At 43.5% G+C, this 23,043-nt stretch carries 18 protein-coding genes and 1 other RNA gene; 6 read left to right on the top strand and 13 right to left on the bottom strand.

Features of this window, described 5'->3' with window-relative positions:
- Positions 1 to 41 precede the first annotated feature (41 nt).
- The 4 genes from BTW00_RS08460 to BTW00_RS08445 form a co-directional block, all read right to left on the bottom strand.
- On the bottom strand, positions 42 to 1,145 hold the full coding sequence (locus BTW00_RS08460) for a YqaJ viral recombinase family protein (protein ID WP_075107035.1): 1,104 nt from the start codon (positions 1,143 to 1,145) through the stop codon (positions 42 to 44).
- Positions 1,146 to 1,254: 109 nt separating this feature from the next.
- Positions 1,255 to 2,247, bottom strand: a complete 993-nt coding sequence (locus BTW00_RS08455; protein ID WP_075107034.1) for a DUF932 domain-containing protein — start codon at positions 2,245 to 2,247, stop codon at positions 1,255 to 1,257.
- 50 nt (positions 2,248 to 2,297) lie between these two features.
- Positions 2,298 to 2,588, bottom strand: a complete 291-nt coding sequence (locus BTW00_RS08450) for a hypothetical protein (protein ID WP_025651461.1) — start codon at positions 2,586 to 2,588, stop codon at positions 2,298 to 2,300.
- Positions 2,589 to 2,719: 131 nt separating this feature from the next.
- Complete coding sequence (locus tag BTW00_RS08445) at positions 2,720 to 3,649, bottom strand: inovirus-type Gp2 protein (RefSeq protein WP_075107033.1); 930 nt, start codon at positions 3,647 to 3,649, stop codon at positions 2,720 to 2,722.
- Between the two features lie 694 nt (positions 3,650 to 4,343).
- Here BTW00_RS08445 and BTW00_RS08440 point away from each other — a divergent pair.
- Positions 4,344 to 5,429 (top strand): hypothetical protein, encoded by a 1,086-nt coding sequence (locus BTW00_RS08440; protein WP_075107032.1) that lies wholly within the window; start codon positions 4,344 to 4,346, stop codon positions 5,427 to 5,429.
- A 312-nt stretch (positions 5,430 to 5,741) separates the two neighbouring features.
- Here BTW00_RS08440 and BTW00_RS08435 read toward each other — a convergent pair whose 3' ends face one another.
- The 7 genes from BTW00_RS08435 to BTW00_RS08400 form a co-directional block, all read right to left on the bottom strand.
- Complete coding sequence (locus BTW00_RS08435; protein WP_075107031.1) at positions 5,742 to 6,041, bottom strand: hypothetical protein; 300 nt, start codon at positions 6,039 to 6,041, stop codon at positions 5,742 to 5,744.
- Complete coding sequence (locus BTW00_RS08430; protein WP_075107030.1) at positions 6,038 to 7,384, bottom strand: acyclic terpene utilization AtuA family protein; 1,347 nt, start codon at positions 7,382 to 7,384, stop codon at positions 6,038 to 6,040. The genes BTW00_RS08435 and BTW00_RS08430 overlap by 4 nt, the downstream gene beginning before the upstream one ends.
- Before the next feature lie 22 nt (positions 7,385 to 7,406).
- The gene (locus BTW00_RS08425) at positions 7,407 to 8,696 is read right to left on the bottom strand and encodes a CitMHS family transporter (protein ID WP_075107029.1); all 1,290 of its coding nucleotides are present in this window, start codon (positions 8,694 to 8,696) and stop codon (positions 7,407 to 7,409) included.
- A gap of 365 nt (positions 8,697 to 9,061) precedes the next feature.
- Entirely contained in the window at positions 9,062 to 10,432 is a 1,371-nt protein-coding gene (locus BTW00_RS08415; RefSeq protein ID WP_075107027.1) for a PLP-dependent aminotransferase family protein, read from the bottom strand.
- Positions 10,433 to 10,808: 376 nt separating this feature from the next.
- A complete protein-coding gene (locus BTW00_RS08410) occupies positions 10,809 to 12,437 on the bottom strand; it encodes a long-chain fatty acid--CoA ligase (RefSeq protein ID WP_075107026.1) in 1,629 nt (542 codons plus the stop codon).
- A gap of 292 nt (positions 12,438 to 12,729) precedes the next feature.
- Positions 12,730 to 13,088: a transfer-messenger RNA gene (gene ssrA / locus BTW00_RS08405) on the bottom strand.
- Positions 13,089 to 13,173: 85 nt separating this feature from the next.
- Positions 13,174 to 13,845 carry an alpha/beta hydrolase gene (locus BTW00_RS08400; protein WP_075107025.1) on the bottom strand — a complete coding sequence of 224 codons (672 nt, stop codon included), beginning with the start codon at positions 13,843 to 13,845 and terminating at the stop codon, positions 13,174 to 13,176.
- Positions 13,846 to 14,138: 293 nt separating this feature from the next.
- On the opposite strand from BTW00_RS08400, the gene BTW00_RS08395 reads away from it, so the two are divergent.
- The 4 genes from BTW00_RS08395 (at position 14,139) to BTW00_RS08380 (ending at position 18,648) form a co-directional block, all read left to right on the top strand.
- Positions 14,139 to 15,509 carry a glycerophosphodiester phosphodiesterase family protein gene (locus BTW00_RS08395; RefSeq protein ID WP_075107024.1) on the top strand — a complete coding sequence of 457 codons (1,371 nt, stop codon included), beginning with the start codon at positions 14,139 to 14,141 and terminating at the stop codon, positions 15,507 to 15,509.
- Positions 15,510 to 15,733: 224 nt separating this feature from the next.
- Positions 15,734 to 16,513 carry a response regulator gene (locus BTW00_RS08390; protein ID WP_058024159.1) on the top strand — a complete coding sequence of 260 codons (780 nt, stop codon included), beginning with the start codon at positions 15,734 to 15,736 and terminating at the stop codon, positions 16,511 to 16,513.
- Positions 16,514 to 16,529: 16 nt separating this feature from the next.
- Positions 16,530 to 18,317, top strand: a complete 1,788-nt coding sequence (creC, locus tag BTW00_RS08385; RefSeq protein WP_075107023.1) for a two-component system sensor histidine kinase CreC — start codon at positions 16,530 to 16,532, stop codon at positions 18,315 to 18,317.
- Positions 18,318 to 18,447: 130 nt separating this feature from the next.
- A complete protein-coding gene (locus BTW00_RS08380; protein WP_058024161.1) occupies positions 18,448 to 18,648 on the top strand; it encodes a hypothetical protein in 201 nt (66 codons plus the stop codon).
- 134 nt (positions 18,649 to 18,782) lie between these two features.
- On the opposite strand, the gene aroC is transcribed toward BTW00_RS08380, so the two are convergent.
- Together aroC and prmB are read right to left on the bottom strand one after the other, a co-directional pair.
- Complete coding sequence (aroC, locus tag BTW00_RS08375; protein ID WP_075107022.1) at positions 18,783 to 19,886, bottom strand: chorismate synthase; 1,104 nt, start codon at positions 19,884 to 19,886, stop codon at positions 18,783 to 18,785.
- A 103-nt stretch (positions 19,887 to 19,989) separates the two neighbouring features.
- Positions 19,990 to 21,165: a 50S ribosomal protein L3 N(5)-glutamine methyltransferase gene (gene prmB / locus BTW00_RS08370; protein WP_075107021.1), complete on the bottom strand. Its 1,176-nt coding sequence runs from the start codon at positions 21,163 to 21,165 to the stop codon at positions 19,990 to 19,992.
- Positions 21,166 to 21,506: 341 nt separating this feature from the next.
- On the opposite strand from prmB, the gene BTW00_RS08365 reads away from it, so the two are divergent.
- Positions 21,507 to 22,910 carry a L,D-transpeptidase family protein gene (locus BTW00_RS08365; protein WP_178379276.1) on the top strand — a complete coding sequence of 468 codons (1,404 nt, stop codon included), beginning with the start codon at positions 21,507 to 21,509 and terminating at the stop codon, positions 22,908 to 22,910.
- Positions 22,911 to 23,043: the final 133 nt, after the last annotated feature.

The raw sequence follows: 23,043 nt of genomic DNA, 5'->3' as shown, positions 1-23,043 counted from the left end.
TTGTTTTGGTTTGTCTATGTGTTGATTGAATAAATAGCGGCTTAGTCGTTTAAGATGACGAAGCGGCGACTACCTTGCTTGGTTTTACTAAATTTAGCCAACAGCTCAGGATGCGCTTTGATAACGGCCTTACTGTCCAAACTGATACTATCTTTGGAGCGTTTCCAAGAAATAGCGCCTTTTTCAAACACAGCGACCTCATTATCTGCAATCAGTGTTTGCAGCTGGTGCTTTACCTGATCATGACGCTGCTCTAGCTCTTGCATGTAATCACGATAACTCAGCAGTTGCTCAAATAACTTATTGGCACCATCATCATCTCGCAAATCAACCTTGCTTGAGGGCTTAGGCGTTGGATAAAGCAGCTTTAAGGCTTTGGCAGCTGACTCGCTATGATCAGGGGTTGGTGGGGTGTCCGTTTCTACGTAGTGCCAGAACAGACGCTCATGCTTCATGATGGACTCAATCAAGCGCTCATCACGCTCAACCTTATAAATCTTAGCCTCATGTCCACAAAGTAGCACACAGATGTGCGCAGCAGTTTTACCAGTGACCGCCAGCTGATGCTGAACTTGGCACGTCACATACAAGGGCACACCATGCTTCCAGAGCTTGGCACCATGTTCCCCAGCAGTTTTACACTCAAGTACCTGCACCTCGTCACTACCAGTAATGGCATAGTCTAAATTAGCCAGCATAAAGTAATTGTCAGGATCAGGATGCTGCAAGATGGCATTGACGCGGCGTACCTTATTGCCGGTATGTTCTTGGTAATATTTAGCGACCATCGCCTCAAGCGTATTGCCCCAGTATAAAGGTGAATAGCCCTCTACGCTTTCATCAATGCTTGATTCCATGCGTCCGGTCTTAATCATCCATAGCTCAAGCATGGATAGATACGGATGGATACCACAAGCAGCCGCAGCATCACTACTGCCAATACCTTGTCTGCGAAATTGTAGCCAGTCCTCACGGCTTAAGTCTTTAGTATTAACCAAACGCCTAGCAGTCGTTGAAGTATTAGATTGGGCAGGTTTATCAGCAGTATCATTTTGCTTGGTTTTCACTAACGCTGGTTTAAGCCTAATGGTTGCACGTTTGGCTGGTCTTGGCTGAGTCGTGCTGTTTAGTGCGATCATGTTCATAACGAACTCCTTCGATAAATTGATTATTGGTATTAAATGAAATAAGCGGCATAAAAAACCACGCTCGAAGGCGTGGTTGATTATATTGTTAGATTTTAAATGTGGCGGGTTAAGCCAGCATCAGTAGCGATTCCTCTAAACCCTTTTGTTTAAGCTTAGCGCCAGAGCCAAACCAAGCACCGTCTAATCGATGGTCTCTCGACATTGCTCTGCGTTCGTGATCGACGTATTCAGTAATACTACATAGCAGACCGTAAGCAGTGTCCTTGGCAGCATCAAGATCGGCTCCGCGACCTTGACCGTTGAACATGTTCATGACCTGATTCATCGCCTTGGCATTGGGCACGGCGTCTTTCTCTTTCTTAGCACTGTTAAACAGAATGATGTCATTGTCCTGATCGTTAAATACACGGCTTAAATAATTGGCGGCTTCTGCCTGAGTCACACGGCGCTCTGATAATTGCTTCATCTCATAGCTGTGCTCATCCCATTGTTTGACTGACACGCCTAATTGCTGCTTGACCTTGTCCGCATCAAACGAGGTGCTATGTGGTACTTTTACTACGCCACCACTTCCGTTAGCTAAGCTAATAGCAAGCGTGTTATTACACACCACACGGATCGATGTGAACTGGGCTGTGGTCGCTAGCGTGCCATCACAAGCGGTTGCAAGAAGCAAGTAGCCATTACTGACATCTTTGCCGCGAAGGGTGGCTGACTGGCCTGTACGAGCCAATGCCCATAGCTTACGCCCGCCCTTTAAGACGCCTGCGGTCTCTAATTCAAAATCAGATTGCTCAGTGAGATCACGATAGAACTCTAGAATCTCACGCGGCTGTACTTCCTGATATCGTTGACTGACCACTGATAGCGGCTCGAAGTTATCGCTACGGTATAATACCTTCTGCTCTGCAAAGGGCAGAATCAGGTTATGCCCTTTGTCATTGTTTGCCATGTAGCTGACGTCTGAGGATTCAATACGCCAATCCATACCCGCTTGCTTTGCCCAGACCTCTAACGGCTGCTTGGGAGCCAGCTCATTACCTAAGCCATGCCAAGGGGTTTCGCCAACGTATGCCATTGATTCGATTAAATGTGCCATTATGATTTTTCCTTTTAGATTTGATTAGAATTATGGGTTATATAGACAGGTTAAATGCTGAAAGTTCTTGAGCAGGTATTGCAGGTATAACTGGGCTTTGCTGCCAAAACGAGTAATGGTGGCTGTTGTAGTTTGTCTTTAGCCAAGCTAATCGCTGAGGCAAGCGCCGTGCCTACGACCACACCGATTGCTGAATTGATTTTGTAGTACCTACAGATGCTTACACCAAGACCTGATAGGGCAGATTGTGAACACAGTTGCTCAAAGATATTAAAGGGACTGTCAGTATCCGTATTGCTTTTTACGTTCGCTGAATGACAGTGTGGGCAGATCGGTCTCATAAAGGACTCCTTTTCGATTGCGCATAAAAAAGGCCTGCGATTAAGCAGGCCTTTAATTAGTGTGGATTGGGGTTAGTAAACAGGTAGCTAGGCTTCCTGTTTTATCTCATGATGATACTGTATATCTGAAATTATTTTGATATAGGCGGTAGGCCTCTACGGTTTTCTGTACGAAACTTACCATGACCAAAAGTACGTTTACCAGATATCCATAATTTGAGGTGCTGCTCATGTTTATTGGGATCGGTTAAGTACAAGGCTGAGCGCACAGCGTTTTCCACTTCTTGTGGATTATTTCGATGAATCATACCGATGCCCAATTTGCCGTATTGACTATACTGCTGCTTGCGTTCTTTATCGTGGTAGCTATAGTACTCGCCTAAGCCTCCAGTAATCATTTTCCATTTCTCACCCACCTCTTTAGCAATATACCAATCATTCTGTCGCCTCGCTCCATCATACATAAGCAGTAAATGGCAGTGTAATCCACCGTTGACCCCTCCTTGCTCAATAGCCCAAGCATTACCTTGCAAATCATCAAAGCAATTCTTTATTTTAGGATCATTCGCTTTACCAATCAAACCTCGAAGCTTGCTCATATGATTATAAAAATCTTCAATACTAACAAGGTGACTCATTTCTTGAGCGTATTTTAAGTCCACACGAATAAAGAGCAGTCTTGAATAATGCCCGATTAGATTATTAATATAGCACCCTAGTTCATTTTTATTTTGAGATTCTTGGTAAATGAATGCATTACGTTCATTTTCAATATCATTTTTATAGCATGGCAGTATGTCGATAAAACGCTGAGTTTTATCATGATCCCAAATCACATTTTCTGGATAGATGTCACCAACGATTGCTTGAGTGCTATTAAAAAATGCTGAAGCTGGCTCTGAATAAGATAACTCTGTATTAAGATGATTCATGAACGGATAATAAAATCCGTTCAGTTTATTTAAGACCTCATTAAAACAGATAGTGTTCGCTAGTATATCTGTAACCAGACTATGGACGTTTGCAGCAGCTAGCGGTTGGTTTAAGTGTGAGTAAGACATTATGGTATTCCTATGAAGTTAGTTTCATAGGGTGGGATCAGTCCGTATTTTTATAATAATGGTCGCTGAGGGTTATGCCCTCAGCAGCAGAACATGTAGCTGCTGTGTTTAAATAATAATATAAATAACCCACTAAGGATGAGCTGCCGTAGTGCAGCTTTGTGTAGGCGAGCTCTAGAAATTATGGTGATAGGTAGCAGTGGATTATAAGACTTTAAAGACAAATGGTTAAAGTGGAGTTAGCTGAACGGCACTACCAATTAGTCTGAACAATTTTTCGCTGTAATATCTTAAAATAGGTTGAAATCACAAATTTTTTAAAGCTATCTACTCTGACTTATAATTAGGTTTGATAAGCATATTTTCGCCATTAAACTAGCACTTTCGATTAAAGCTGCTCATTATTATTTCTAGAAAATCCTAACTCAATAGTTGCTTGGCTTCGTCTACGCCAATTTAGTGTAGACTCGCAACATCCATCGCTGTATCTAACCAGCCCGTCGTTTAATACGTAATAAAGATATAGACTCTCGTTGTAAGCTAGTATATATTAGCTATAGGTAAATTATAGCGCCTAATAACATGGCCTGTGCGGATTTTTTGCTAGAAATAAACTATAAAAAACACAGTATAAAACCTAATAGTAACTAGGTTTTATACTGTGTTTTTCTATAATATTTTATGAGGAAATGACATGGTGGATGGACAATTAACTAGGCTTCCTGACAACCAGATCTATCCATTTGATCAAGCATCAATGGAGTATCATAATTCTCAATACTTGAGAACTATGTCAGACTTGTACATAAAAAGTATAAGGTCTGGGACTAAGCGTATTGAAGATTACTTCAAAGAATTAGATAAAATGAGTGTTACAGATGCAAAATCCCTACTATATACGTATAATATTTTACTTAATAGAAGTTGGGAAAATATAAATTATGACAATGATGATTATAAAAACTTATTGATCAAAGAGCTTAAAACCTGGAATTCACCCATCGATAAATTTAATGAGTTATTGGATGTTAGAGCAACGAAAGTTTTACCAAAAAGTTATCTTGACTGGTTTAAAAATGATCTACGATGCTCACTTTTTATCACCAATCTTATCTATAATATTTTTAAAAACTCAGCTTTTAAAGGTAAGGATGAGCTAATAACAGCAATTACAAGTTTTTTGCCATATAACATTATTTATTTTAATAGCCATGTAAATAACGAATTTGGTTATTGCAATAGAGTACAGATAATAGATGATTGGAAAGTTTCGAATCTACTCTCGATAAAATCCACGTATCTGAAAGGCCGTACACCTGATAAAGAATTAAAATGGCTTGATGTTGCTAACCATAATCAAATTGAATGGGTATATAGCTATATAGATAATGACAAGGATCAGCCTATAATCCTCAAGGATGTATTTTTCCCAGAGACTTTTGAAGAGAAATATGAGCTGGTACTAGCCCATTTAGACACACTATCAAACATTGAAAGCCCTAACATAGGAACTGAAAAGAATAAAGGTTACTCTGAGCGTAGCTATATGTTATACAAAATGAGAAAAGCTTGGGATGGTCGAAAAAATTATAGCTCTAAAAACGAAGAAAGCGATGGCATTATAAAAATATATAAGAAAAATCAGACTAAGTTAGAAAAACTTATAGCCTTTAGTGGCTTTACCGCTCAGAAAATGATAAACAATTCTATCGAACAGATGTATGATCAGCTTATTAAAGATGATACTGAAGCAATAGATAAGGACGATGCTTCAGGTTAACCTCACACTTGTTGTAAGTCTAGCAACGGCTTCTGCCTTTCCAGATTGCGTTTATAGCTTCTATTATACTAAAACCTAGTCAAGCGATAATATTTAGTTACTATTAAATTATAAAACTGAAAAACAAATATTAAGTATACTCACAAGTGTACTAAAATATACCTTTAAATATTTATCTATGTATATCAAACACTTAACCAATTATTACCGTTCCGGCTCCGGGTACCATTACATAGTTCTATACTATCTTATAGAGTAGCCAAAGCCCCTGATATCAGGGGCTTTGTTGTATCTATGATTCGCAACTCTTATCTATATGTCCAAGTCCAGCAGCTTTGAACTTAAGCTCTTCCCATGCATATCTTGCGCCAGTGACTTGGTCACCCCGCCGCCTAATGCCCCATACAAAACAAAGTTAAAAGCTTTTAAGTTTGGCAATTCATAACGAATCACCTCTCCTGCTACAATATCTTGGAACCAGTCTTTGACCACGGCTGCGGTTACCTTATCTTTGATCCATTCATAATCACTCTCCTCAAACGCGATCAGAGAAATATTAGAGATATTGCCTTTGTCACCAGTGCGAGAATGGGCAATTTCACGTAGTTTCATTTATTTGACTCCCAATATGAGACAGTAATGTCCGTATCGGTTTCTGGAATCAAGATAGAACCGATGGACACGATGGCTTGGATGTGTGAACGAATACCGCCGCCACCTGCGGGGCCATTGGTATACAGCGACTCGACCTCTCGGGTGATGGCTTGTGCCATGATTTTATCCGCGGTACGCGCCGCCACCCGTAGTCGCACCTCGGCCGCCTCCGCTGTGCTGGCAAACTCATTGCTATATAACGAATTGAGACCGATAAAGTCATAGCGTATCTCGATCGGTTTAATATGCTCAGCGGCTAGCCTGTTTTCAATGACCTGCTTGGCAAGCGCGGCCCTTTTTACTGCCCCTGAACCGCCGTAGCTGATCTCCGCTTCTGCGATATAGCCATCTTTATAGCCGATACTGGTTTTCAATAGACCTGTTTTGGGCCTGCCTGATCCGCCAGACACTTGAACCACATCGTTATCAATGGCTTTCACAGACACGTTAGAAAAATCAGCAATCACATCTGGGGTAAGATAGCGGGCAGGATCATGAATTTCGTACAGCAACTGCTCCTTTACCGTCGCCTCAGAGACCAACCCGCCAGCATTGGGCAGCTTGGTCACGGTATACTCTCCGTCCTCTGTCACCGCCAAGATAGGAAAGCCAACATTCCAAAGCTCAGGTACCTCCTTATAATCAGGATCTGCAAAATAACCACCTGTGATCTGAGCGCCGCACTCCATCAAATGACCGCCAATCGTGCCTTTGCCCATCAAATCGGCATCGTCAAAAGACCAGCCAAACTCATACACCATCGGCGCCAAAAAGAGCGACGGATCGGCGGCGCGGCCCGTGATGACGATATCTGCGCCAGCGCTCAATGCTTGCACGATACCTTTGGCACCAATATAGGCATTGGCCGAGACGATAGAATCGCCAAGATCTGCGATGGTGCGATCGTTTTCCAGCAGTGTCTCATTCTGATAACGCACAATGTCTGTAAACACATCATCGCCTGTGACAGCAGCGATTTTTAAACCATGAAACCCTTGCTGCTCGGCGATCTGTTTGATTGTTTCGGCAGCGGCTTTGGGGTTGGCAGCCCCCATATTACTGATGACTTTGACCTTTTTTTCGACACACAGCGGCATTACTTTCGCCATACGATACTTAAGTAAACGGTCATAACCCTCGTTCGGCTGCTGCATTTTGCGCTGCTGGGCAATGGCAATCGTACGCTCAGCCAAGCATTCAAACACGATATAGTCCACGTCGCCGTAGGTCATGACATCAAGCGCAGGCGTCAATCTGTCATCGGCATAACCTGCGCCAGACCCAATTTTGATGGTTTTCATTCCTTACTCCTGATTATTTTATTTAAATGATCACGCCTGTGACTACCGCCACAATGGTCATGACCAGCGTGGTACCAAACGCCCATTTAAAGACAAACTTTTGATGATCGCCCAGCTCCACACCCGCAAGGCCAATCAACAAGAACGTCGATGCGGTCAGCGGACTGAGCGGGAATCCTGTGGTCATTTGTCCCAGCATAGACGCTTGACCAATTTGGACAGGATCTAGCCCGTATGCACTCGCGGTCTGTGCCAAAATCGGCATCACCCCAAAATAATAGGCATCAGGCGTAAAGACGAGGCTTAAAGGCATACTCAAGACGGCAACGATGACGCCCATTGAACCGCCCACCGCGTCTGGAATGATCTGCACCAGCGCCGTCGCCATGGCAGAAATCATCTCTGTCCCTGATAAAATACCCGTAAAGATACCCGCCGCAAAAATGATGGACACCACGGTAATCATGCCAACCGATTGCGACTTGATCTGATCCATTTGGTCATTAGGCTTGGGATAATTGATAAGCACAGCAATGGCGAATGCCAGCATAAAGACGATCGGCAGCGGTAGCCAAACTTGCACCAACGCCACAATAGTAACTATGGTTAATATCAAATTGAACCAAAATAGCTTGGGACGACGCATATCGCGCTCTTCTTCCGTCAGCTCATCATGCAGGCTGTGCTCCATGTCTTGAACGCCCAAGCGTTTGCGCTCTTTTTTGCCCACAAGATAGGCCACAAATACAATCCAAACTACACCTGCCACAAACGCAGGAATAAGCGGATTAAATAACTGCGCGGTACTCACCTCTAAAGCCGCCGCCGCACGTGCAGTTGGGCCGCCCCAAGGCGTCATGTTCATCGTACCTGCACCAAGCGCCACCAAACCCGCCAGTATGATTCGCTTCATACCCAGTTTGTCATATAGCGGTAGTAAGGCTGGAATGGTGATTAAAAACGTCGAGGCGCCCGAGCCATCCAAATGCGCCACCATGGCGATCACCACGGTGCCGATACAGATTTTGACAGGATCGCCTTTGACCAGTGTTAGTACCCGCGAGATAAGCGGATCAAACAAACCTGCATTGTTCATCACGCCAAAAAACAAAATGGCAAACCCCAGCATGATACCCGTTGGTGCCACACCCACGATGCCGTCTAGCATAAAGCCGCCAAGCTCCGCGCCAAAGCCGCCGATTAAAGCAAAAACGACAGGCACAAGAATCAATGCCACAATGACAGACACCCTTTTGGTCAGTATCAGCGCCAAAAATACGAAAATCGTCAAAAACCCAAGTAATGCCAACACATTCCTTCTCCTTGTGAACGTTAATCTCTTCCATGTGATATCGCGACCAGCTCACCTTTCCATCGGTGACTCACTGGCATCAGCTTTATTAGAAATATCACGGGTGCAGGAGGCTTCCAAGGGTACAGATGAACGTTTTGACAGAAAACTGTACCCGTTTTGGGCACACATTTCTGTGCTATGGCAGGCAGTTACTAGGAAAATGGGCGGTGCGATTCATCAAACAAAATGACAAAAATATCGGTCATTATCGATTCATTTTTAAGAAATACTGGCAGGTTTTGTATCATGTTATTAAACAAAAAATATCTCCCACACTGTCAAAAGCAAAAAGTATGCTTTGATATAACGCATAAACATAAGCGTTAATGATGGTTAAAAATAGCGGTTTTAATAAACTTAACCGTGGTTTTGTCTATATAGAATTTATTGACCCTTAAGGCAAAATACGTCGGATCGGAGGGGAAAAACAAACTACCAGGCGCGATGAAAATATTATTATTTTTAGCGGCTTCTACTGCCTTTTTATCGTCCATCGGAATACGAAACCACAAAAAATTACCACTGGGATTGTGCGGATACAGCATCAGGCCGTCGATTTTGTTTAGCTGAGTGATGGCAGTGGCTGACTTCTCTGCAGACAGATGCTTGAGCGCTTGCAAATGATTGGTCAAAGCGCCACTGGTGATCAGATGGTTGAGGATATTTTCCATGATGGATGAGGTGTTGATCACCGTAATCATCTTAAGCCGTGTGAGTGATTTGATCACCGATTTGGAGGCGACGACAAAGCCACATCTGATCGAAGCAGAGACCGTTTTTGAAAAACTACTGACATAAATCACAGGACAGGTTTGATTAAAAAAGTAACTGGCAGCGTCGTCTCTTGCTAATAAAAACGGGTCGTTTTCCACAATAAGCACATTATAGTGAGTGCATAATGCCTGAATCTCTGCCATGTTTTGAAACGTCAAATCTGTACCTATCGGGTTTTGTGCAAAAGGCTGCAAAAATAAAATCTTGGGCTGAGATTTAATAATAAGGGCTTCTAAATGATTAGCGTCTATGCCCAATTTGGTTCGCTTAATGGTATTGATAGCGACTTGATGTAATTCAAGCTTACTAAATAGCGGATAATATCCGGGAGACTCAACGATGACTGGATCGCCGCTGGTCAAAAAGTGCCGAATGATCAAGTCCAAACTGTGATTGGTGCCATAGGTCAATAGAACATTTTGCGATTCAACCGTCATAGCGCGCTTGCTTAGGATGTCGACCAGCAGCCCTCGCAGTAATACATTGCCAGCAGGATCGCCATTACCACGATCAAAATGTGCCACCTCAGCGCTTTCACTCCCAAAACGGTCACTAGCCTGCCCCAAATAGCGCTCAAGGTTGAGCTTATCCATGTACTCTTTGGGATAGCGGCCCGCCCCAGGCTTATGATGCGACTGGTTGACCATTTGTTGCTCCAACAAGTCAATACCTGTATAAAACGGGGTCGCGTTTAGCATGGGTGTGTTGGACAAATCCTCTCCCACATAAAAGCCCGATTTGGGCAGCGCTTTGATCCAGTGCTGCTCAAGCAACTTGTTATAAGCCGTGATTACGGTGTTTTTGGACACCTTATGTTTTTCGGCCATCGCTCGAATGGAGGGTATTTTGTCTCCTACTTTTTTTCGTCCAGACTTGATATCGTCAATCACAATGAGACAAATTTCTTCGAACTTTTTCACTGTCACACTCCATGTTGAGCAACCACCACGCTCAGTACGTACTCACTTTCGCAAATGCTATTTCTAAAATAGATTAGTAGCATTTGAGGAAAATATCATAACTGAAAGACCTATAGTTTATAATCTGGATATCAAAATTGATATTATTAAAGAGAGAACAGATCGAAAAAGGTATCTCTTCATCTCAAGTCGCCAAGTCACTGAGCATCGCGCGATAAGGCTTATTTTGGTGACTCAGAAAAAACACACTAAAAAAGGTTGTCTACGCTATGAGCATAAACAACCTTTTGATCGTGATTACCATCATAGTATCTGATGGCTAAGATTTTTTAACACCAATCAGGGATATCATGAATGGTATCTTAAAAGCAGGAAGCTACGCCTCTAATAGCGCATCACCATACTCATCACGCAAGTCTTTTTTCACCATTTTTCCGGCACCGTTTAGTAAGATGTTCTCTACAAAAATAACTTTGTCAGGTATCTGCCAGCTAGCAATTTTATCTTCATAAAAACTTAGCACTTGTGTCTCATCGAGTTCTGCATTCTCTTCTTTTACCACAATCAGTACCGGACGTTCTCCCCATTTTTTATGTTTTGCGGCGATAGCAGCTGCCATTTTTATCTGTGGATGGCCGGCAGCGATATTTTCAAGCTCTACTGAGGAGATCCATTCTCCACCAGACTTAATTAAATCTTTTGATCGGTCACGAATATTCATATAACCATCAGCATCAATGGTTGCAATATCACCCGTGTCAAACCAGCCATCTTCTGTAATGGCATCAGGATTCTCTGTATAATAATCGTTGATAATCCAGTGACCTTTGATCTGCAAGCGACCCTGAGACACTCCATCCTCTTTGACTGGCTTAAGTGGCTCATCAGTGTCTATGAGACGTAACTGAACACCATACGGTGGACGTCCTTGAGAGTTACGTAGCTCGTTAATCTCATCTTTACTCAGTGATTTATGCTTAGCTTTTATTTGATTCATCGTTCCAAGTGGACTGGTCTCCGTCATACCCCAGCCGTGTACCGCATCGCAATTAAAGTCTTCTCTAAACGTTTTAATCACTGATGGTGGACAAGCGGCGCCACCGACAATGGTCCGCGTCATACTATCAAGCTTACTGCCTCTGGCTTTAGCGGTAGTCAATAGGCTTTGCCAAATCGTGGGAACACCTAACGCAACCGTCACCTTATAATCATCAATGAGAGATACTAGGCTATCACCATCCAGATTGGGACCTGGGAGCATCAGAGAGCAGCCAGTTAATGCAGCCGCATAAGGGGTTCCCCACGCGTTGACATGGAACATCGGTACCACAGGGAGTAGGACGTCTTGCGCAGATAAACCCGATACGTCCGGCATACACAATGCCATCGCATGAAGCACAGAAGAGCGGTGCGTATATAAAACCCCTTTGGGATTGCCTGTCGTTCCTGAGGTATAGCAAAGCGAGCTGGCAGTGGCTTCATCAAACTGAGGCCAATCAAAGTCAGCATTATGCTCTGCTAATAACTCATCAAAGAATAATACCTCAGGCAGTTTTGCGACGACACTGTCCTCTCGAGCGCTCAAGCAGATAAAGTGCTCAATCCCTTTAATATCTTCTTTAATCGCCATGATAAGCGGTAGGAATGTGACATCAAAAAATAGCACGCGGTCATCAGCGTCATTGATAATGTAGCTAAGCTGCTCGGGGAACAAACGTGGATTGATAGTATGGCAAACCATGCCACTACCTGAAATCGCATACCAAGCTTCTAAATGACGACGATTGTTCCAAGCCAATGTGGCTAAGCGCTCTGATGATTTAAGTCCCAGTGTAGCCAATGCATTGGCCAATCGTTTTGAGTTATCTGAGACAGTGCGCCAATTGGTATGAGTCATCTGTCCATCGACTTCTTTGGACAAAACTGCCGTATCACCATGATAACGGGCAGCGTGTTCGATTAGACCACTGATCAGCAATGGCTGATACATCATTTTTCCTAACATAATACATTCCCTGTAGTTATTTGAAAGTCCGCTTATTCTTGCTACTGCATCGCCTGATGCGAAGAATAGGTCTCAACTAAGAATAATCAGAATTATTCTTTAAGACAAGCTAATATTATGTTCTCCATAGACAACAAAAAATTGTGATTCAACTTCAAAGACTTGATGATTACTCTATATAAATATTTTTTATATTCTCATCAAAAATTCATTAGCATCATGACTCGTTTAATTAACCATAAAATTTAGACAAAAAAAATCCGATCACCTAAGTGATCGGATTTTTAATATTTGGTGGAGATGGCGGGAGTTGAACCCGCGTCCGCCAGCATTACGCTCATGAATCTACATGTTTAGTTTCTGTCTTTAAATTTAATCCGCACCGATCCGACAGTCAGGATGGATTGGACGATTCTCTACTTTTGAACCCAAGCAATTGAGACAATCACTTGTGGCGAGCCTACATGCGGACGCTTCAACTTAGTTAACCAACTGTAGGTGATCAGCAACTAAGTAAGCAGGGTTTAAGCTGCTAGAGCGTAAGTTTCGTCGTTTGCGACTATAACAATATATGTTTGATTAACGAGAGGACATACACTCTCGACATGCATCATTGAGTTTCATCACCAGCGTCGAAGCCAGAACATCCCCAATAAGGTCGCTTATTATATAGGAAAATTAGGCAAGTTTTCAACCTATAGTAGACTTTCATTACATTACGTTACAGCTTAATAATTTAAGCCAAAACAGTGTTTAACCATTTGCCGATATTTTGAATCTGCGGCATACAGACTTGATGTGCCATCGGATACGTATTATAAGACACATTGTAGTCCTTTGCTGACAGTAACTGCTGTGCTTGCTCACCTAGGACGACAGGTACAACTGGATCATGTGAACCATGCTCAATCAAAATCGGCATGTCTTTATTGGCAGTACTATACTCAATATTGTCGTTGGTTGCTAAGTAGGTAGAGAGCGTCATCAAGCCAGCCAAACGTTTTGGATAGCCAAGTGCCACATGATATGCAACTGCCCCGCCCTGCGAAAACCCTGCGATGACGATATGCTCTGGTAGCACGCCGCGCTCAATCTCACGACTGATCAAATCTTGTATCTGCTGAGCAGACTCTTCAATCTGAGCCACATCTACTTTTCGCTCAAGACTCATCTCCAAGATATCATACCAAGCCGGCATCACCATCCCACCATTGACCGTGACAGGACGCTTGGGCGCATGCGGAAAGATAAAACGTACTGCCATATCATCAGCCAAGCCAAGCTGCGGTACCACTGGCTCAAAATCATGACCGCTAGCACCTAAGCCGTGTAGCCAAATCACCGCCCGATCTATCTTTTTTTGAGAGGGATTATGCTCAACGACGACGGCGTCTAAATAGTTACTCATAGTTATCCTTAATAATGTAGTGAGATATGCCCTAAGCATTTCTATATTTTTTGCCAAAATAATGTATGTGTCATTATATGGTCAATATCATCTGTTAGTTTGAGAATATGGTCAATAGTGAGGTACTAAATGAACAATAGCAAAAATGTGAACAATCAAGTATGTCATGACCTCTAGTTACTTTTAGCAAACAACAACCATTAGCAAACAACAACCAATAGTCAAACGCTAATCTTTTAATTCCTATCAATACATCCGATGGGATTTTTTATAATTTTGCAGGAACATTTTACATGACAATTTCTAATAAATCAGCGCTTGAGCTGAGTAAGCAGACGCCGGCTAAGGTTAATAAGATTAATATCGCCTTACCTTTAACGCTGATCAGCTCCTTATTGATAGTAGGCTGCACTACTGACAGCCGCTCAATGCTCACATCAAAAGCATCTTCCTCAACAGCGCAACCGCAATCACAGCCACAACCGTCCTCACCTGTCGCATATACCTATGGCGTGCGTCCGTTTTACCTGATCAATGATATGGATGAGGGACCACTAAAAGAAGAGCTACAGGCGTGCAAAGGGCAACTACCAAGTAAGACAGACTTCTCTATTGCGCATCGAGGTGCGCCATTACAGCTGCCTGAACATACTTATGATAGCTACGTGGCGTCAGCACAAATGGGGGCCGGCATCTTAGAATGTGATGTCGCTTTTACCAATGACGGTGAGCTTGTCTGTCGTCATGCGCAAAATGATTTGCACACCACTACTAATATATTAGCCACGCCGCTCGCCAACCAATGCACTGTACCGCCCATATTGGATGCTAAAGGCAAACTTACCAATGCAGATAGTATCGAATGCCGTACCTCAGATATCAGTGCCGCTCAGTTTAAAACCTTGACGGGTAAGATGGATGCTGCCAATAAAAAAGCAACCAGCATTAGCGAGTATATGAATGCAACCGCACCTTGGCGGACGGATTTGTACTCACAAAATGGTCAGGTATTGACGTTAAAAGAGCATATCGCATTGGCTCGTAAGCTAGGTACGAAGCACACACCTGAGTTAAAAGCACCAGCCGTGACCATGCCGTTTAACGGCTATCGTTTGGACGATTATCGCCAACAGCTCATAGATACTTATAAGGCAGCGGGCGTGCCTGCAAGTGATGTATTTGCCCAGTCATTTAATATAGAAGATCTGGATTACTGGATCAAAAACGAGCCAGCTTATGGGGCTAATGCCGTTTATCTGATTGATGACAGCAATGAGACCGCTAAGAATAAAACCTTTAATAAAAACGACGCAACCACATGGAAGCACTCACTGGCTGATATCAAAGCACGCGGCATCAACACCATTGCTCCAGCACTGTGGTTGTTAGTCACTACTGATGGTAAGGGAAATATGCAACCATCAGAATACGCAAAACAAGCCAAAGCTAATAGTCTAAAAATCATTACCTGGTCGATAGAGCGTTCAGGACCATTAACCGATGGTGGCGATTGGTACTATAGCGGTCTTGGAGATGCTATCAACAATGATGGTGATATGATGAATTATATTGACGTACTAGCGCAGGATGTCGGTGTCCAAGGCGTTTTTTCAGACTGGCCCGCTACGGTGAGCTACTATGCCAACTGCAAAGGTCTTAAATAGATTTAGTCTTAATAGATAATCACGCTTAGTTTGTATTACCGAGGCTAGCTTATCCATTGAGCTGGCTTTTTTATGGAATATATTAAAATGATCACCTCACAAACTGTCTATTTAGCGCCCTACTTTTCCATTAATTTTTCACACCATTTGACTCGTAGCAGCAAGAGCAGTCTGCTGTTTTGTGCTACGATAATTTACTAAGATTATAAGATGATGTAGAGACTATGACCCATATTTTACTGGTAGAAGATGATCCTGCGATTGCCATGTCACTCAAGGTTACCTGCAAGCGCGAAGGCTGGCAGATGACTTGGCTGGATAATGCCAGTAGTGTGTTACCCATGCTGCATAGTCATGAAGCACAAGATCTATCGGCGATCATTATGGATGTCGGTCTGCCAGATGGTGATGGTCTGAGTCTGTGCCAACAAATACGTCATACACCTGATATCGACGCCTTGAAAGACTTGCCTATTGTATTTTTGACTGCACGTAGCGATGAGGTCGATCGTATTTTGGGGTTGGAGATGGGTGGCGATGATTACTGTGCCAAACCCTTTAGTCCACGTGAATTGGTCGCACGCCTAAAAGCCATTTGGCGACGTGAACAGCTGATTCAACAGTCAGGCTCTCATATCATAAACTCAAATGACAGTACTGATAATACTTCGTCAAACAATCTATCAGGACAAGCATTAACGTTTGAAAACCAATCTGGCGTTTGGCACTATCAACCGCTTAATTATTCATTAACGTGGCAAGAGCAAAAGCTGGAACTTAGTAATACTGAGCGCAAAATTTTACTCACCTTATTACAAGCACCGAATCAAGTCTTTAGCCGTGAGCAGCTGCTTAACGCAGTTAGTGATTATCCTGATCATCGCCTAGCACGCACGATAGACAGCCATATCAAGTCGATTCGTAAGCAACTTGCGACTGTTGATACGAGTATTGAAGTCATTCATACACATCGTGGACTGGGTTACGCATTATGTCCAGCTTAATAATAGCTGCTAATTTATGAATCATAATGCCAATAATGCTGAGAGCGATACTCATAACGACCAAAACAATTGGTATGCCAAATTGCATCCCATTGGTACTGTGCAGCAAACTCCTAAACGTAAACGACTGCTCAATTTAAGTATATTTTTTAGGATTTGGCTTGCAGTTGCTTTGGTACTCATCATTTGCGGCGTGGTTGTATTTACCCAGTTGTTTGGCTACGTCAAGCCAACAGCGCACCAAGTCATCGAAGACACGCTCCTAGACACCAGTAAGTTACTTGCGGCCAGTCTCCAGATACCATTATCTACAGGGCAACTATACGATGAGGCTTATCAAGCGCAACTTGATGCAGCCTTTGTAGGCATACCAGCGATTAACGATAATTTAGGTCCCGTCTATCAAACCAAAAGCTATAGCAGCTTTCGGGTATATGTAACAGACAGCAGCGGCAGGGTCATTTATGATTCGCTACCCCAACCTGACAATAATGAAGGACAAAACTATGGGCGCTGGAATGATGTCTATCTCACATTAAGAGGTCAGTACGGTGCCAGAAGTACGCTGCGGGATAACCAGCAGCGTGATGGCTCTGTCATGTATGTCGCACAGCCAATAAAGAATATGTCTGGCGAGATTATTGGCGTGGTCAGCGTCGGCAAACCTGTCGCCAGCGTGCTACCTTATTTGGACGACACACGTAACCGCATGCTGATCACAGTGCTATTTATCAGCACTGCTGCCCTCATTTTAGCAGGTCTCATCGCATGGTGGCTCAAGCAAAGTATTACCTTGGTGACTCAATATACCAGTGCGCTGGCAGAAGACACCAAAAAACCCTATTTTTATCTGGGTCATGAGCTAAACAGCCTGACAGATACCATTGAGACTATGAAGCATCGACTAGAGAATCGTGCTTATGTCACTGATTATGTGCATACACTCACTCACGAGTTAAAAAGCCCTTTAACCGCCATTCGCGCCAGTAGTGAGCTGTTAGAAGATGATGGACTAGATGGTCATATGCTTGATCAGGATGATCGGCAGATGCTCATTGAGACGGTTGGTGAGCAAAGCGTAAAAATGCAGCAGCTCATCGACCGACTACTGTTGCTTGCAAAAGTTGAACAGCCTACTTTTAAGCTCAGTCGTCAGCTAACGCCGCTACTGCCATTATTACAGAGTCTAATAAAAGACAATACCGCTAAGCAGCAACAGCAGAATCTACAACCTATCGATATATACATCGATGATCAGCACATGACAAACACTACAAACTTACCAGCAGAATTATTGGCCTCTACCAGTGTGTTTGCTGACCAATTTTGGTTGGTACAAGTCTTACAAAATGTGCTGGATAATGCCATTCATTTTGCTGATAACACTGTTGATATCTCGTTGCACAGCACAGCGCGAACGGTAATCATCGATATATTTAATGATGGAAAGCTATTGCCTGATTATGCTATTGAAAAAGCTTTTGATCGTTATTTTAGCCTATCTCATCAAAGCCATTCTGTTCAGCAAGTGAAAAATCAGAATACAACCTATACGCTAGATACAGGTTCAGCACATCACAAAGCTGACTCAAAACAGTCCGATAGTATTCTCAAAAAAGGTACCGGTCTTGGACTCACTTTAGTGAAGCAAGTCATTGAGCATCATGGCGGTCAGGTAACTATTGATAATATCCATGCTAATGATAATAAAATTGGCGCTGATAAAGCTACACCTGATAACACTGATACTGGTAAAAATCAGCGTTCTGGTGTGATGGTTAGCATTACCCTGCCCCTGGCTTAAAAATAAGCATTGATAACAGTTCATCAATTTTCCATCATGACTGCACAGGATTTCTACTTCTTTATTTTACGATAGCACTAAGATCTATTGAACCATCAAATTCGTAAAGCAGATTAGAAGGAGAACATTTATGTCACGTCAATTAACTGATAACCCTATCATCAAGCACCTAATCGGCCTTAGTCGTCATCACTGCGCGCAGATACTATCCAGCCAAGGTGTCGGTAGTATTGAGTTTGGACATTGGCTAGCGATTCCTAGTCAGCAATTATTACTGGTCTTTCGGCATCAGCAATGCGTGGCTATTGATGAATATCGATTGGCAGCCTGATATCTTGCTCGCTCAGCACGTTGATTGTTTTTAGGTAACACCTGTATTTTATTGGGACATAAAAAAGCCCTTTATCATTTCTAGTATTAAACTACTGGAAACAACAAAGGGCTGATTACTTTAGAGCAAAAATACTAAGTAATCGATTGTACTGGCGGCTTTACATCCGCGTTCTGACCACGGTGACGCAGATAGTGATCGAGCACTACAATCGCTAGCATCGCTTCGGCAATGGGCGTGGCTCGTACACCAACGCAAGGATCATGGCGACCTTTGGTAAGCATATCAACTGCTTCCCCTTGGGTGTTGATGCTCTTGCCTGCAGTTGTGATGCTAGACGTTGGTTTTAGCGCGATACTGACACGGATATCTTGTCCTGATGAGATACCGCCCAAGATACCGCCCGCATGATTGGCTGCAAACCCATCTGGGGTCAACTCATCACGAGCGCTATGTCCAAATTGACCTGCCACTGCCATACCATCGCCAATCTCAACCCCTTTGACCGCATTGATACTCATCATTGCATGAGCGATATCGGCATCTAAACGATCAAATACTGGCTCACCCAGACCTACAGGTACACCGCTCGCGATAATATCAAGGCGTGCACCGCAACTGGTGCCTTCACGGCGCAAGTTGTCAATCAAGGTCTCAAAACGACCGATCGCTTCTTTGTCTGCACAAAAGAACGGATTGCTATTGACAAACTCCCAGTCAATTTGACTCGGATCTAGAACGTTACTATGCTCATTGCCGATTTGGGTAACGTGACCACGAATTTGTACGCCCAGCCGTTCTTGCAAGTACTTCTTAGCGATAGCACCAGCAGCCACTCGCATAGCCGTCTCACGCGCTGACGAACGACCACCACCGCGATAATCACGAAAGCCGTATTTCATGCTATAAGTATAATCGGCATGTCCAGGACGGAAGGTATCTTTGATATCGCTATAGTCTTTTGATTTTTGATTGGTATTGCGAATCAATAGACCGATGGATGTCCCTGTGGTTTTGCCTTCAAATACGCCAGAGATAATCTCAACTTCATCAGACTCACGGCGCTGGGTTGAATACTTAGACGTACCCGGTTTGCGACGATCCAGATCTACTTGTAAATCGTCTGCCGATAATGCTAAACCTGGTGGTACGCCATCAACGATGGCCATAAGTCCTGCGCCATGTGACTCACCGCAAGTGGTGACCGTAAAAACCTGCCCAATACTATTGCCTGCCATAATTGTCCTTAAACAAGTAAACGCGACTGATGGTTGTTCGACCAACCTTTTATGATTATCGCTGATCAGTTTTTATATGATCGATTTTGTGACCCACACTCAGCTATTGCATGCTATCTAATAGTTGCACATAAGCGGCAAACAGTTGACGATTGGCTACCAATTCATCATAAGTAATCGCAAAAACCCCATGTCCGCCATGTGCAAACTTCAACCAATCAAACTGAATCTCAGGATAGGCTTGCTTTAATGCCCATTCGCTGTCGCCCACTTCACAGACCAGCAAACCATCTGGGCTAAGGTAATCTGGCGCTTCAAATAAAATACGATGTACCAAATCCAAGCCGTCTTGACCCGCGGCTAATGCATGCTCAGGCTCATATAAAAACTCAGGCGGCAAATCTGCCATGATAGCCGCATCGACATACGGTGGATTGGTGACGATAAGCTCATACTGGTTCTCAGCAGGTATCTTGGCAAACAAATCAGACTCGATTACGTTCACTTGATGGCCAAGGTCATGATGATCGACATTGACCATTGCCACGTCCAGCGCGCCTTTATCGATATCGATAGCATCGACCAAGGCATCAACGAAACGGGTAGCAAGCGCGATTGCGATACAACCAGAGCCAGTACACAAGTCTAAGATACGCTCAGGCTGCGACAACTGCTTCACATCTAAACCATGATCATAAAATACCGCTGACTTTTCGTTCGGGCTGACACCCAGTGGTTTGGCTAGTTCAGTCACATCAAAATACGGATGGAACTGCTGACGAATCAACTCTGCGATTGGCGAGCGCGGGATAAGCACGCGCTCATCCACATAAAAAGGCAAATCACAGAAGTATGACAAGTTAATCAGATAGCTCAGCGGCTTACGTTCAGCGATGCGCTCTTCTAATAATCCGAGTACTGCCTGCTTCTCTGACGTGGTCAAACGGCAGTCTAAAATTTGCTCATTGGCTGACCAATCTAAAGACAACGAATGCAACACAATGGCTGAGGCTTCTGCAAACTCATCGGTCGTGCCTTGCGCCACAACCACATCATAGTTACGCAATTGTGTGACGGAAAAACGAATAAAGTCGCGAATACTCACTAGCTGCTCGCGTGCTTCTTCTAACTCGGCATGTAAGTTAGCAAGTTCGCCATCCTCACCAAGAAGTCCAGTTTCTAGATCATACTCCATCTCACCTTCTAAGCCCTTAGACTCATCATCACTGAAGTATTGGTTTTGAAACTCTTCTGCACTCATTGTTTGGTCTTCTGACATATCGCACCTTATGGATTAACTATTAGCAGGTTAAATGGCTTTTTGCTAACAATCGATCTATTAATGAAAAAATTAATCATACATTATAGACATAAACGCCAAATAGCGCCAATCACTGTCGTTTTTACTAACACAAAAAATAGTGAAAATAATGAGGAGTTTGCGTAAACAGCCTGCCTGTCGCCGTACACATTTTGGCTAAAATATTACTCAACTGTAGCGAATACGTCAGCAGTTGACGTTTAACCTACTCTAAATGCAAAAAGATAGACCAAAAGTTTGCGAAGCAACCAAATTATGCGCATAATAGCCGCATTAGTAGCAACCACAAGTGATTCAATATGATGAAAATAAAGCCTATTATTACTGCTATATCTATCGCTGCCATGAGTGCCAGCGTTGGCGCACTTGCCGCCACTGCCGATAATACTCGCACATTGCCAGTACGAACGGCAAACGCCATGCCAGGCCTTGCTCAAAAGGTGAGCCTCAATGTGCAAGAAAATCGTAGTCGCTCAGATGGTGCTGCTACTGTACAGTTAAATACAGAGAACGCAAAACCCGTTGATAGCATGAACCAGCTGATCAACACTAAGCAAGACGATCAAAATAGCACGCCAGCACCTGCTGCTGACAACATGAGCGCTGCTGAGTTGACCCTCAAAGATGAGCAATCTGATAGCACTGATGATATCAGCGAAGGCCAAGCGGTCGCTGCACCCAGCGATGTCTCCTCTATCGACTCATCTGATCCACTCGCCTTTGAGTTACCGGAGAGTGAAAAGCGTCAAGACTTCAGTGATGATCCAACCATCAAAAATATCGAAGACAAAGATGGTAAGAGATATACCACATTAAACTTGTCAAATTACGCACAACAAGTAAACAACGCTGTTTGGTCGCCTAACATGAAAGTCAACTCAGCCATGACGATCAAAATGCAAGCGTTGCTCGATTGGAACCATGCCTCCCCTGGTCCTATCGATGGTGGCTGGGGGATGAACAGTAAAAAGGCCCTTACTAACTTCCAAGCAATGAAAGGCCTGCCAACGACTGGCAAAATGGATCAAAAAACGTGGGATGCCTTGGTTAAGAACATTCCTGCGACCAAGCCTGTGCTTGTGACTTACACCTTGACTGATGATGATATCAATACCAATTTTGCGACCACACCTGCTGGCGCAGAAGCCAAGTCAAAAATGAAAGGGCTTTATTATCAAGATATCAAAGAGATGCTTGGTGAGCGCTTCCATATGGATGTGCGCTACTTGGATAAACTCAATAAGAACAAAGAATACAAAGCTGGTGAGACCATCACTGTGCTGAATACCCGTGGTGCGTTAAACAAGCGAATCAACCGTGTGGTCGCTAACAAAGCTGATAAAACGTTATATGCTTATGATGGCAACCAACTGGTAGCGACTTACCCAACGACCGTTGGTAGTGATGACACGCCGTCACCACATGGTACTTATAAGATTGTCAATAAAGTCAAAATGCCGTGGTATAAAGCCACAGTCGGTGAAGGCGCTCAGAAAAAAGTGCATATGTTGCCACCAGGACCAAACAATCCAGTCGGTGTGGTATGGATGGGCTTATCTAAACCGTCATATGGCCTACATGGCTCACCAAAACCTGAAGGTATCAGTCGCCAAGCCTCACATGGCTGTATCCGCTTGACCAACTGGGATGTGCTTGAGGTTTATGCCAATATCGAAAATGGCGCAACCGTTGAGCTTAAATAACGCTCTAACCTAGATCGCTATCAGCATTTATTACCAAGTCAGCACTTACTACCAAAAAAGACCTCACTATTGAGGTCTTTTTTACGTTTGGCGACGCTTTAGCGTTTTTACTATTAGAACCAACATCATCTGA

This window comes from Psychrobacter sp. C 20.9 (genome assembly GCF_001921765.1).
In the GTDB taxonomy this organism is placed as follows: Bacteria; Pseudomonadota; Gammaproteobacteria; order Pseudomonadales; family Moraxellaceae; genus Psychrobacter; species Psychrobacter piscatorii_B.
The sequence above is the reverse complement of the archived record's forward strand: the minus strand, read 5'-3'. Positions and strand labels throughout refer to the sequence as shown.